Genomic DNA, 13,412 nt, shown 5'->3' on the forward strand with positions numbered 1-13,412 from the left:
AATGAGAATACTTATTAGTTTAATTTTTATCGGACAATTGGGTTTTGCGCAAATTAAAGTTTGGATCAACCCCAAAAGCATAACGTCTCAACAATGGCAAGTCAATGATTTGGTATATAAAGCAAAACAAAGTATTGAGAAACCTTTTAATAAAGAAATTTATGCTTTGGTTAAATCAGAAGAAGGAGAACAAACAGTACCACTGTTTTATAATGGTAACAATGAATGGGTGTTCAGGTATTCAAGTTCCAAGATCGGTAAAAAGTCTTTTGTAATCCAATCCACTATAAAAGGATTAAAAGGAAAAAAAGGAAATATTACTATTACTGAAAATAAGAAAAAAGACCGGCATGGAGGAGTTGTTTTGAATGCCGATAATAAAAGGCATTTCTTTTATGAAGATGGTTCACATTATTTCAATCTAGCCTTTGAGTGTGATTGGTTATATGCCTTGGATTATGGTAATGAAGAATTGCCAAAAACGAAGCATTTACTAGAGCTTCTAAATGAAAATGGCTTTAATCAAATAGTCATGAATGTATATGCCTATGGATTGGATTTTGATTGGGTAAGAGACAAACGATTAAAGGAAAATCCGCAACATAATTATGGGGAACGGGAAGATATATTCCCTTTTTTAGGCTCTAATAGTAATCCGGATTATAGTTCGTTAAACGTTAATTTCTTCAAGCATTTTGATAAGGTGGTGTCGCAAATGCATGAGCATGAAATTATTAGCCATTTAATGATTTACGTATGGAACAAGCGCGTGTCTTGGCCTGAACCAGGATCTGAAGCCGATGACATGTATTATGACCATGTTGTGAAAAGATATCAGGCATTCCCCAATATTATTTGGGATGTTTCAAAAGAGGCTACTTCAAAAATTGCTTTAACTCAAAACAAGAATATAGCCGACCATATTTTGGAGCGGGCTAGACGTACACGTGTTCTGGACGCTTATAATCGTTTATTGTCCGTACACGCTTATGGTTTTTGTAAAAAACATAAGGAAGATGTGGATTTTATTTCTACCCAAGATTGGAAGTTGTCACTTTATGAAAGCATGCTAAACGCATATAAACAGTTTCCTGACAAACCCGTTTTCAATATTGAACATGGTGGGTATGAAGAGTCGCCTTACGAAATATTTCCGGGAGGCTATAGTAAAGCCACAGCCTGTTTGAGGAGAAATTATCTATGCCTGTTTGCAGGAACGTATACTACGTATTATTGGCAAGGGACATCTTGGAATGCACTAATTCACAACCCGTTTGAACAACCAGAGGGTTTTTATAAGCCCAAGTTTGAATATTTCAAATACATGAGAAATCTATTCAAAACAGTTAATTTTGAAAATTTTGAACCAGTTACAAAGTATAATGTCCGGTCTTATAATTTAACAAACTATGAGGAAGGGGTGGTGATGCAATTCATTCCAAAGGAAGTGCATTCTGATGATATCAAAAGGCAATTAGATAAAGAGTTTGATTATTCAAAAGCTACGCGTCAATGGTTTAATACGTACACTGGCGAATTTACTAAAGAGGAAAAATTAGAGTTTAAACATAAATACGGTTTTTGGGATGAACGCCCTTGGAGGCATGAGGCTGATGTTGTTTTGATAATTAAAAACCTGATGTCTAAAAAGTGAATTTAGAGTTATGCAAAAGTTGTGCAAAACTCTTGCAAACAAAAAGTAACCTTATTTTTTTAATAGGTTTACCGATAATCAAGTTGTTCATTTGAAACATAAGTGATAGAAAATGAACAATATGTAATGATATTCATCTTAATTTTTTAAGTAGTTTTATGCTCAGATACATATTTTGTACTAGCAAGCACTTGCTTTTTTAGATTATGTGTTTTATTGGGAGTCAGAAATTTTATGAAAAAAACCATTTCCGTTGCAGTTGCATTTACGCTTATTTTGCTAAGCTTATTGGTGTTTCCAATAAGTGAGGACCATGGCAATGAACTCATTTCTTACTTTGGAAATTTTCATCCATTAATTCTTCATGTACCAATAGGTGCATTAATTGGAGTGTTTGTGTTAGAAGTTGTAAATCTCATTTCTCCAAAGCTTAATCTTGAAAACGCCAGTAAGGTATTACTTTGGTTTACGGCCATCAGTTTTATTCCAGCAGCCGTTTTTGGTTTCTTTTTAGCATCAAGTGGTGGTTATAATGATGAGGTTTTATCCTATCACAAGTGGTTAGGTTTAATAGCGGCCTTGTTATGCGTTTGGTTGTTGGTTTTGCGTTTATGGGCCTATTCACAATCTAAAAATCATATAAATATATATCGAGGGGTACTCTTGGTAAATGTGATATTGTTAACATTTGCAGGGCATTATGGAGGAACTTTAACCCACGGCACCAATTATTTGACTAAAGACATGCCTATAAATATGAAGGCTTTCTTCGGAATAAAAGAAACTGAAAGTGAATCTATCATTTCAGAAATAAAAGAATTAGCGAAAACAGAAGCGTATAGTGGTGCCTTGGTGTTTGCAGATACTATTCACCCCATAATAGATAATAATTGTTTCGAGTGTCATAACGATAACAAACAAAAAGGTGATTTAAGATTAGACAATGTAGGTTGGAAATTCACCAATGTTGAAGATGTTAAAAAGTGGAAATCGGTTTACACCGAAATTGAAGAAGGTAATATGCCGCCAGAAGAAAAAGAACCACTTACCGAAGCCCAACGAAACAGTATTTTAAATTGGATATCAGAATCTTTAGATGCCGCAAACCCAGAATTGAAACAAGAGGTGGCCAAGGTTGAAAAAGCAGAGGCCGAAGAAGAAAAAAAGGAGTTGGCGCTAGTAGCTAAGAAGGAAGCTATTGAGAAAACCAAACTATCGGCAGAAGGTTTGCACTATGTAGATAATATTAAACCTGTTGTAACTAAATATTGTGTTAGTTGCCACGGACCTAAAAGGCAAAAAGGAGATGTGCGTTTGGACCGCCTAAACTGGGATATGGTAAATGGAAACGATGCAGAGAGTTGGCATTCGGCTTTAGATATGATCAATTCTGGTGAAATGCCTCCAAAAAAGAAACCACAATTAAGCAATGAAGAGCGTAAGATGGTGGTAGATTGGATAACAAATTCTTTAGAAGAAGCATCAAAAGCCAAAGAGGGTCAACAAGAAAATACCATTCGCCGTTTAACAAAAGGTCAATACACCAACACATTAAAAGAACTATTGCATTTGCCAATTAATTTTGGCGATGTGCTTCCTAATGATGGGAAATCTAAAATGGGCTTTACCAATAACGGTGATATACTTCAAATGTCTACCCTTCATTTAGATTATTATCAGAAAATTGCGCGGGAAGCACTTGATAAAGCTATTGTAACTGGAGGGAAACTAGAGTCGAAAAAGTATAAAGTGACTTTTGGGAAAGGCATTGGAATAGATAAGTTTTCAGCAGAATTTGGAGGATATCAATCAGCTCCTGTTAATAGTGATAATTTCGTTATTGATGTTACTGATGGTCAAGGAAACAACTTGGATACTTCAGATACCATTAAGAAGTTTATTGGTATTGGTATGCGAGGTTCGGCAAGTGATAGATACTCGGTAGAAGAAGAAGGTATGATTTTGTATTCGGCATTACCACATAAAGAAGTTCCTGCTCGTTCATGGCAGGGGCCTTCTCCAAATGTAAAAATGCTTATTAAAAATAATTACCCTAAAACTGGCGGACCATTTGCTCTAAGAGTTGTAGCTTCAAAGGGGCATGCCATTGCCTTAACTGAAGGGTTGATAGAGTTGAGAGAAGATAAACCGGCAAGCCTTTTACCAAGCTCTATACGTCTTTTTTCTGTGAAAGATGTTGTTGGAGAAACTAGTAATTTGGTTGAAAAAGATAGTCTTTTAGTGCCTGTTCAAGTGGATGGTTTTACCAATGCAACATTAAGAATAGACATACCTAAAGCGGGGTTTTATCAAATTGATTTGGTGCATCCTTACGTGCCAAATGAAGATATGCCATCATATTTATTAAGAATTGGTAAGTTTAATAAATTACAGGAGCGTTTAAGATTAGATGAATCTTTAAAAGATCAGGCGGAAATTATAACACCAGTATCTTTAGCTTATTTAAACAAAGGAAGGTACAAAACAACCATTGGTGGTAAGTTTTTTGTTGGTTTTAAGGAACTCAGAATTACACCTTTGCAAGAAGGAGAAAGCACCTTAACAGAGGAACTAAAAGCTGAAGCAGCGAAAAACGAAGATAAATATGCGCATTTAACGCCTTCCATTCAATCATTTATAGGAACTAGAACTGATGATGGTATGGACTATAGAACTTTTGATGCCACTAAAGAAGTAGTTTCAGAAAATGGAGAATTTAAAACTTTTGAGTTCTTTGGGCATTTAGAAAATCTTCCTGTACCGGTTTATGATCCCGGAGAAAACACATTACTTTCAAATACCATGATTGTTGGACTTTGGAATAATCATTTGGTTAAGAATAAAGGTGAAAATGGACCACCCCTATATGTGAAATCTATGGAGATGGAAGTGCCTTATCATCCAGTTTGGCCACCAAAAAGTCATACAGAGATTTTTATAGATTCGCCAAATAAAAATATGGAAGAAATTTATGCTGCTGAGGTTTTAGAAACCTTTATTGAGCGTGCATTTAGGCGTCCTATGATAGAGGGTGAATTAGATAAATATTTGAATTTCTGGAAGGCTTCAAGAGGTAGTTTTGAATCCTTTGAAGATAGTATAAAAGAAGTTTTGGTTGCAGTACTTTGTTCACCTAATTTCTTATATTTATTAGAACCGGAAGAAATTGTACCAGATGTTAAAACAGAAGACTTCCTTTTAGCATCAAAAATGGCTTATTTTTTATGGAATTCTCCTCCAGATGAAACGCTTTCAGAGTTAGCTTCCCAAGGTAAGCTTAAGACTAATGTGCCACAGCAAATAAAACGAATGGTTGAAAGCCCAAAAATCAAGAAAATGATTGAGGCATTCTCATATGAATGGCTACGAGTTGATAGGCATGAAAACATGACTGTAAGTGCAAAACTATATCCTGATTTCACGCGTTTTGTAAAAGAAGACATGACTAATGAAACTTATACTTTTATTGAGCATGTGTTAAAAGAGAATCTTAGTATTTTGAATTTTATTGATTCAGATTTTGCTATGCTAAATCAAAATTTAGCCGAGTTTTATGGGGTGGATGGTATTAGAGGAAGTGCATTTAGACCTGTAGCGATTAATAGAGAAGAGAATAGAGGAGGATTATTGTCACAGGGAGCATTTTTAACTGGGCATTCAGATGGTATTCAGGCACATCCTATAAAGAGAGCGGTTTGGTTAAAAGAGAAAATTCTTGGTGACCCACCACCGCCACCGCCTCCAAATGTACCAGAATTAGACCCAGAAACACCAGGTTTTGAAGAATTAACCTTAAAAGAGCAATTAGAATTGCATCGTAATAAAGCCTCATGCATTGATTGTCATTTAAAAATAGACCCATATGGTGTAGCTTTTGAGAATTACGATGCCGTGGGAAGATATATAACAGAAGCTAAAGGAAGGCCCATAGATTCTAAATCAAAATTGCCAGATGGTGTGGAAGTTAATGGTATTCAGGGTATTAAAGAATATATCTTATCTTTGAAAAGAGACGATTTTACAAGGTCTTTGGTAGAACACTTGTATGCCTACGCCCTTGGTAGAGACATTAGTTTTTCTGATGATAAAGAAATTAATAGGATAGTAAAGGAAGTAAAAAAGAACGATTATAAGTTTCAAACTGTATTAGAACAAATTATTTTAAGTAAATCATTTTCAAAAACGCTTGGTAATGAAAAGAAAATCGTGGCATCTAGACCGTAGAACCTTTATAAAGGGGGTGGGAGCAGCTGTATTGTTACCATATATGGAGTGTATGGGCATGGGTAAATTATCACAATTTGCTGATGCACCACAGGTCCCAAAACGTTTGTGTTTTGTTTATTTTCCTAATGGTGTAAGTGTTCCAGGTGCTAATCACAAAAAATACAGTCAATGGAATTGGTTTCCACATAAAACCGGTACAGATTATGAATTTACCAATTCAATAGCACCATTAGCGCCTTTTAAAAAAGACATGACCATTTTGGGTGGGTTGAGTCATCCAAATAGTAGAAGTGTACTTGGTCATATTGCAGGAGATACTTGGCTTACAGGAGGTGATTTAAGAGGTAACAAGTACAACAACTCTATTTCGGTTGATCAATTAGCAGCACAAAAACTAAGCAAGCATACTAGGATTCCTTACTTAACTTTATCTACAGATGGTGGCGTAGGTTATAAATCTAGAGCATCTACTTTGTCTTTTGATTCTAATGGTAGAGCTATTCCGTCAGAACATCGTCAGCGTGAAATATTTGAACGTTATTTTTCTCCGGCAGGAGGGGCTTCAACTAAAGAAAGAAGACAAAGTTTACAACAAGATAAAAAGATTGTCGATTTAGTTTTGGAGGACAGTAAAAGTCTAAAAAAGCGATTGGGACAAAATGATAAAACAAAGTTAGACGAATACATGTCTACTTTAAATAGAGTAGAGGAACAAGTAAAACGAAATGAAAAGTGGTTGGATGTTCCCATGAAGGAATTTGATGCATCTCGTTTAAATTTAAGTGTAGACCCTGTGGCGAGTCCAGAAGATTATTTGCGCTCAACATTAGATTTAATGATTCTTGGTTTTGAAACTGATTTAACTCGGGTTATGACATACATGATGGCACGAGAAGATGGTTTAGGTTTTGGAGATGCTTTCCCTAAAATAGCATTGAATTTATCTGGTCATCACGGAATGACTCATGATAAGAAAACAGGTTATCAAGAACGTTTGGGTAAATACGATCAGTGGTTGAGTAAGCAGTTTGCTTATTTCTTGGATAAAATGAAAAATACACATGATGAACATGGTTCTTTATTGGATAATACCTTGGTTCTTTATGGAAGTTGTTGTAGTTCTACGCATAATGCCAATAATTTGCCACTTATTTTGGCCGGTGGAAAAAATATGGGGTTAAAACATGGTAGTTATGAAACCTTTGATGCTAAACATATACACATGTCTAATTTATTTGTAAGTATGTTGAATACCGTTGGTGTTAATGTAGAGACCTTTGCCGACAGTACAGGAGCGTTACCAGCAATTTTTAATTAAAATTTAGGCGTTGCAGAAAGTTAAAAAAAGAAATATTTAGAAAATAAGAAACATACAATGTTGATTTTAATGTCTTGAAATTAACATTGTATTTTTTTGTGTCAAAAAATCAAAAACCAATAAACACTAAAAACCAATTAAATGAGTGAGCAAAAAAAGATACCGGTAGTCAGTATGCAATTATTGATACCTTTTATATTGATAACGTCGTTATTTGCCCTATGGGGATTTGCAAACGACATGACCAATCCTATGGTGCGTGGATTTCAAAAAGTATTAGAGCTAACAAATAAACAAGCTTCTTTGGTTCAGTTGGCCTTTTATGGCGGTTACTTTACAATGGCTATTCCGGCAGCCCTATTCGTTAATAAATATTCCTATAAAAGTGGAGTTTTAATTGGGTTGGCTTTATATTCAATTGGCGCCTTATTGTTTTACCCGGCAGCCTCTTGGGAAAGCTATGGCTTCTTTTTAGCAGCACTTTATATTTTAACATTTGGATTGGCATTTTTAGAAACTACAGCTAATCCTTATATCTTGGCAATGGGAGCCGAAGAAACTGCGACACAGCGTTTAACCTTTGCCCAAATGTTTAATCCAATGGGGTCTATTGCTGGTCTTTTAATTGCGCAAAACTTTGTTTTGGGTTCATTACAGTCTGACAACCTTGCTGAAGATGGAATTACACCCATATATGACACCCTATCCGAAACAGCGAAAGCAGCAGTTAGAACCGCAGATTTGCAAGTGATTCGTAATCCTTATGTAGTTTTAGGATTAGTGGTTGCCCTGTTTTTTGTTCTGATAGCGGTGGTGAAAATGCCTAAAAGTGTACATCATGGAGCCAAAGTTAAATTTGTAGATTCCGTAAAAAGATTATGGAAGCAACCAAAATTTTCCTTTGGAGTGATTTCCCAAGGCGTATATGTGGGAGCTCAAATTATGTGTTGGACCTATGTGTATCAATACGCCGAAACCTTAGGGATAGATAGTCAAACAGCTGTCATGTATGGTTTGGCAGGATATGTCTTTTCTCTTATTGGGAGGGCCGCCGGAACGGTATTGCTTTCAAAAATAAATTCAGGTAAATTGTTAATGATATTTGGTTTATGTGGAATGACTACGGTATTAGGAGCCATCTTTTTACCCGGTATGATGGGAATATATTCATTGGTAGCTACCTCTTTGTTTTTCTCAATAATGTTCCCAACTATTTACGGAATTGCACTAGACGGTCAAGGGGAAGATGCCAAATTTGGGTCGTCTTTCTTGGTGATGTCTATTGTTGGAGGTGCTTTAATGCCGTTGATTCAAGGTTCTATTCTTGATTTTGGTGGACCTGGTTATGAAGACACTATGTTCTTAGGCGTTTCTGAAATGAGATACTCTTTTTTCTTGTCATTTGTATGCCTTTTAATTGTGGCTATTTATGGAAGAAAAGTGTATACAAAATACACCAAAGAAGCATAAATTTATAATGTAAACACTTAAAGAAGTTAAGATTTGTGAAGGCCTCAAAAAGCTTTTGGGTTTTGTTTTTTGTGTTGGCAGGTATTCAATTGGGATACTGCCAAACTAACAATAATCAAAACGCCCATAGTTTAAGGGAGATACTAAAACCTTATTTCGTGCCTGTGGCACAAGATGCCAATTTTTTAAATAAGGAACTGCTGAAGATACAACTGGGCAGGCAGCTTTTTTATGATAAAAGGTTGTCTACTAACACAAATGTATCCTGTTTTAGTTGTCATGATTTAAGCGCCTATGGAACCAATGGTACCTATTATTTAGAACAAAAGGCAAAAGGAACATTATACAGGGATGTACCCTCAGTATATAATATTACGCCGTTACCTATGTTTAATGCAGATGGAGGTATTGAAAGTATTAGGAAAAAGTTGAAACAGTCACTAATAAGCGATCATGAAATGGCTGCCGAAAGTGAAAACACAGTAGTAGATGCATTGGAACAGATTGATGGTTATAAGCCACTGTTCGAACAGTCCTTTCCCGAGGGGGATGCCATAACTTTTGATAATGCGGTATCAGCTCTACAAATGTTCATTCAAGGCTTGGTTACGCCAGCACCCATTGATGATTTTATTCAAGGAGATGATACGGCATTGACTCGTGTTCAGATAGAGGGCGGACATGTCTTTAATGATAAAAACTGTTATTCCTGCCATACAGGTTCTAATATTGGTGGGCAGATGGTTCAGAAGTTGGGAGTAACAGAAGAATGGCCAAATCAAACCGATTTGGGCTATTATAAGGTGTTTAGGAATCCGGCTTATAAAATGTTCTTTAGGGTATCGCCCTTAAGAAATGTAGATAAAACAGCACCGTATTTCCATGACGTATCCGGTGAAACATTAGTGGAATCGATTAAGCTTATGGGGAAGTACGAACGCGGATTGGTAATTACCAATGAAGAAGCGCTTAAAATACAAGAATTTTTAAAATCCCTAACAGGAGACCTTCCCATGGAATATATTAAGAAACCAAGTCTGCCCCAATAATTAATAAAATTGATAAAATGAATCGAATAATCAAATTAGCAGCCTATTTAAGTGTTTTTGTCCTTTGGTTCTCCTGCGGTACAAATCAGGAAAGCATCACAACCATTTCCAATAGTGAGAATCAATGGCCTATGTCTGGTGGGCCAAATGGGAGCTGGAAAGTTGAAACCAACTTAGATGTTCCAACCAAATGGTCTGTTAGAACAGGAGAAAATATTAAATGGAAGAAGACTTTAGAAGAAGGTGGTCAAAGCGGGATTGCCGTTTGGAATGATAAATTGTTTCTTACAATAAATCCGCCAATTGATACCCCTAAATATTCAGAAGTTCTTGAGTTGTATGCAATTGCCGAAACAAATTATGAATCTCTTTTTAATCAAGTTGAAGAGGTGTTAAAAGCAAAGAATGATAGGCAGTATTTAAAATTGAAAAAAGCCTTAAAAGAACCTGAAACTCAATGGAAAAATTTCCTAAAAAATCATAAACATTATCAGTCCGTTTCAGAATTGGAAAAGCCTACCGTAAAAGCTAATTTAATGCGAAAGCAACCCATTGGAAAAGCTTATATCAAACATTTTAAGAAATACAGTACCTATGTGCATGAGCAATCTGAAGCATTGAAAACAGTAAATTCAGAATTTGAAAAAGTAAAGAAATTAAAACGCGGTGGCGCCTCTGCCAAAGATATTGTGTTACTCTGTTTAGATGCCAATAACGGGAAGGAACTATGGCGAAAAACAGTTAAAGGGGAAATAAGTAGCGATTACAACTACGGATTTAGTGATGCTACAACACCTTGCCCTATCACCGACGGGAAACATGTGTGGGCCATTAATGCCAGTGGCGGAATGGCTTGTTTTACCATGAATGGAGATATGGTTTGGGAACGTACTTGGATGCCATCTACAGGGAGGCCATTTAACAAACAATTTGATTCTATTATGTTCGATGATTTGATCTTAAATGTTGAGCCCCCAGCAGCAGATGATAACAGCAGAATTAAAGAATGGAATTATTTACATGCTTTTAATAAGCATACAGGAGAGCGCGTTTGGGTTACCAAAGAGGCGTTAACACATTACAATACACCAATTGTTGGAGAGACTTTTGATGGAAAACCAGCGGTGATGATTGGTAGAGGAGGACCTCACGAAGTACCCGAACGTCCCGTAGGTTTAACTTTGATAAGTCTGGAAAAAGAAAATCAGGGGAATGCTATTTGGAATTGGGAGCCAACAGAAACCAACAAAATTTCAGGTTGGGGAGCTCTAAGTACTCAGCATTGGGATGCGAATAAAGTGTCTTGGTTTTTGGCGGGAGATGATCATGTAACCGTTGATTCTAAAACAGGACAACAAATTGACAAAAAGCAATTAAATATAGTAGACCAATATGTGTTCAATGTTGAAACAGGCAAGTACGAGCTTAAAAAGGATGTGAAATTAATTCATCATCAAAACCAACGTCATTGCAATATTATGGCAAGTAATAACCTGTTTTATATGGTGCGTTACAAACCTTTTATGGCTAAGCACAACACGGAAACAGGTAAAAACGAACAAATAGAATTGCCACATGATATTGATAACGATGGTAACTTTATTTGGGGGCAGCCCCAAAAAAATGATGGTTTGAATTCACAAGGGCAATTGCATACCGGTGACCCAAGAACTAGGGGTGATGGGTTTCAAAAGTGCTTTTTAGGTTCACCAACCATGATTAATAATTACATTTATTTTACCAACGCCTTGGGGACTGTTTATGTTCTTGATTCAAAAGCCGATACCTTTGATGAATCGGCTTTAATTGCTGTAAATGACCTTGGCCCAAAAGGAGCGACCTGGAGCGTGAATTCCTTAAGTTTTGCCAACGGACATATTTATCATAGAACCATGAAAGAGATTATTTGTATTGGCGATTAGCAGTGTCCACTTTTAATTAAGGAATCCATAAATAACTACAAGCGCTAAAACTACGAGAACCCCCATTACATTAAATGAGCGTTCTGTTTTAAACAATAGCGTGTTAATTTGAATGGCTTTAGGGTTGGTTCTTTTATTTCCAAAGATAAAATACAGAGAACATAGGTTCAAGAAAAGGGTCACCCCTCCTAGCCAAAGCGGAAGTTCAATATCTCCCGTTAACACCCTAAGCGAAAAAGGAATGGATATTAATAACATGCTTCCTAGTAAGATCATGCCAGGTTTAATGTCCAATAGATTGTCTTCAATATTTATTTTGTCAAAATAAGATAGGATGACTATGAGCGTAGACAGTGCCACAAACGAAATGGTCATGCGGTAAAAGAAAGGTAAATCTGTTAGTGCAAATAGCCCAACCGAAAGGGGTACACATAAAAGGGCTACCCAAAGTGCTGGTTTTGCACTGGTACGTTTCCAAAATAAACCAAATATTATAGTGACAAAAATTCCAGGACTAATAAACCCCGAAAACTCCTGAATGAATTGAAAAGCTTGATCCAGATCTAACATACCTAAAAAAGGGGCTGTAAGCATACCAACAATTAGAGCCCCGGCAGCGGTTATCTTTCCAACTTTGACCAAATGTTTTTCCGTTGCATTCTTTTTTATCAATGGTTTATATAAATCGAGCGTGGAAATGGTAGAAACACTATTCACCAAAGAACTAATAGAACTCCCAATGGCGGCTACTAAAGCGGCAAAAACAAGTCCTTTAATGCCAATAGGTACCAATTCACTTAACACCCAAGGAAAAGCTTGATCGGGTTTGGCAATATCGGCCTGTAAGGCAAAAGCAGCCATACCAGGTATAACCGCAATTAAAGGCATTAAAAGTTTTAATAAAGCAGCCGAGGCTACCCCCTTTTGGGCTTCCTTGATGTTTTTTGAGGCCAAGGCACGCTGAATAATAAATTGATTACCACCCCAATAGTAAAGATTGGCAATCCACATACCGCCAACCAAAACGCTTATTCCAGGAACGCTGTCAAAATGCTTATGATCTTTTCCTAATATCATTTCAAATTTTTCGGGAGCAAACTCATATAAGCTAATGGCACCATTTATAACGCTTCCATCACCTAGAGCTGCCAAAGCTACACCAGCGGCTATTAATCCTCCAATTAACAAAACAACTGCTTGAATAACATCCGTCCAGACCACGGCTTTAAGACCTCCAAAAATGGAGAAACTGGCTGAGTAAATAACTAATCCTAAGATACCTGCTAGCATGGGTATGCCTGTTAGATTGGAAATCGCCAATCCACCCAAATAAAAAATGGATGAAATATTTACAAATACATAAAGTATGACCAAAATAAAACTAAAGCATATTCTAACCCGGTCGTCAAATCGGTTTTGCAGGAATTGGGGAATGGAATAAATCCCTTTATCCAGAAATACTGGAAGCAGGAATTTGGCAACCAAAATGAGTGTAAGGGCCGACATCAATTCGTAACCACCAATGGCCAATCCAATGGCGTACCCAGAACCGTTGGTGCCTAATATTTGTTCTGCTGAAATATTAGAGGCAATTAAAGACCCACCAACAATCCACCAAGGTAAGGATTTGCTAGCGAGGAAATAATCGGATACATTTTTGTTTTTTGCGCGGGACATCCAAAGGCCATAAACCATAATTCCCAATAAATAAGTAAATAAAACGACGAGGTCCAGATTAGATAAAAGCATATTTAGTACTTTGGTTTTGGCCA

The 13,412-nt window shown here is 36.5% G+C and carries 7 protein-coding genes; 6 read left to right on the plus strand and 1 reads right to left on the minus strand.

Going from position 1 to position 13,412, the window contains the following annotated elements:
* The first annotated feature begins 1 nt into the window (after position 1).
* The 6 genes from FUA22_RS00555 to FUA22_RS00580 all read left to right on the plus strand — a co-directional run bounded on the left by FUA22_RS00555 (position 2) and on the right by FUA22_RS00580 (position 11,640).
* Positions 2-1,654, plus strand: coding sequence for an apiosidase-like domain-containing protein (locus FUA22_RS00555; RefSeq protein ID WP_241664726.1), 1,653 nt, complete (start codon positions 2-4; stop codon positions 1,652-1,654).
* Between the two features lie 234 nt (positions 1,655-1,888).
* A complete protein-coding gene (locus FUA22_RS00560) occupies positions 1,889-5,878 on the plus strand; it encodes a DUF1592 domain-containing protein (protein ID WP_147765551.1) in 3,990 nt (1,329 codons plus the stop codon).
* A complete protein-coding gene (locus tag FUA22_RS00565; RefSeq protein ID WP_147765552.1) occupies positions 5,847-7,199 on the plus strand; it encodes a DUF1552 domain-containing protein in 1,353 nt (450 codons plus the stop codon). Before FUA22_RS00560 ends, FUA22_RS00565 begins: the two co-directional genes overlap by 32 nt.
* 141 nt (positions 7,200-7,340) lie before the next feature.
* Positions 7,341-8,669 carry an L-fucose:H+ symporter permease gene (fucP, locus tag FUA22_RS00570; protein WP_147765553.1) on the plus strand — a complete coding sequence of 443 codons (1,329 nt, stop codon included), beginning with the start codon at positions 7,341-7,343 and terminating at the stop codon, positions 8,667-8,669.
* A 35-nt stretch (positions 8,670-8,704) separates the two neighbouring features.
* A complete protein-coding gene (locus tag FUA22_RS00575) occupies positions 8,705-9,718 on the plus strand; it encodes a cytochrome-c peroxidase (protein ID WP_147765554.1) in 1,014 nt (337 codons plus the stop codon).
* A gap of 17 nt (positions 9,719-9,735) precedes the next feature.
* A complete protein-coding gene (locus FUA22_RS00580; protein WP_147765555.1) occupies positions 9,736-11,640 on the plus strand; it encodes an outer membrane protein assembly factor BamB family protein in 1,905 nt (634 codons plus the stop codon).
* A 12-nt stretch (positions 11,641-11,652) separates the two neighbouring features.
* Here FUA22_RS00580 and FUA22_RS00585 read toward each other — a convergent pair whose 3' ends face one another.
* On the minus strand, positions 11,653-13,389 hold the full coding sequence (locus tag FUA22_RS00585) for a sodium:solute symporter family transporter (protein WP_147765556.1): 1,737 nt from the start codon (positions 13,387-13,389) through the stop codon (positions 11,653-11,655).
* Positions 13,390-13,412 lie beyond the last annotated feature (23 nt).

Origin of the sequence: Seonamhaeicola maritimus (assembly GCF_008056315.1) — a bacterium.
Taxonomy (GTDB): domain Bacteria; phylum Bacteroidota; class Bacteroidia; order Flavobacteriales; family Flavobacteriaceae; genus Seonamhaeicola; species Seonamhaeicola maritimus.

Bases quoted from the DNA above. Each gene is read 5' to 3' on its own strand.
- FUA22_RS00565 (WP_147765552.1), top strand. From the start codon at position 5,847: ATGAAAAGAAAATCGTGGCATCTAGACCGTAGAACCTTTATAAAGGGG.
- FUA22_RS00555 (WP_241664726.1), top strand. From the start codon at position 2: ATGAGAATACTTATTAGTTTAATTTTTATCGGACAATTGGGTTTTGCG.
- FUA22_RS00585 (WP_147765556.1), bottom strand. From the start codon at position 13,389: ATGCTTTTATCTAATCTGGACCTCGTCGTTTTATTTACTTATTTATTG.
- FUA22_RS00580 (WP_147765555.1), top strand. From the start codon at position 9,736: ATGAATCGAATAATCAAATTAGCAGCCTATTTAAGTGTTTTTGTCCTT.
- fucP (WP_147765553.1), top strand. From the start codon at position 7,341: ATGAGTGAGCAAAAAAAGATACCGGTAGTCAGTATGCAATTATTGATA.
- FUA22_RS00560 (WP_147765551.1), top strand. From the start codon at position 1,889: ATGAAAAAAACCATTTCCGTTGCAGTTGCATTTACGCTTATTTTGCTA.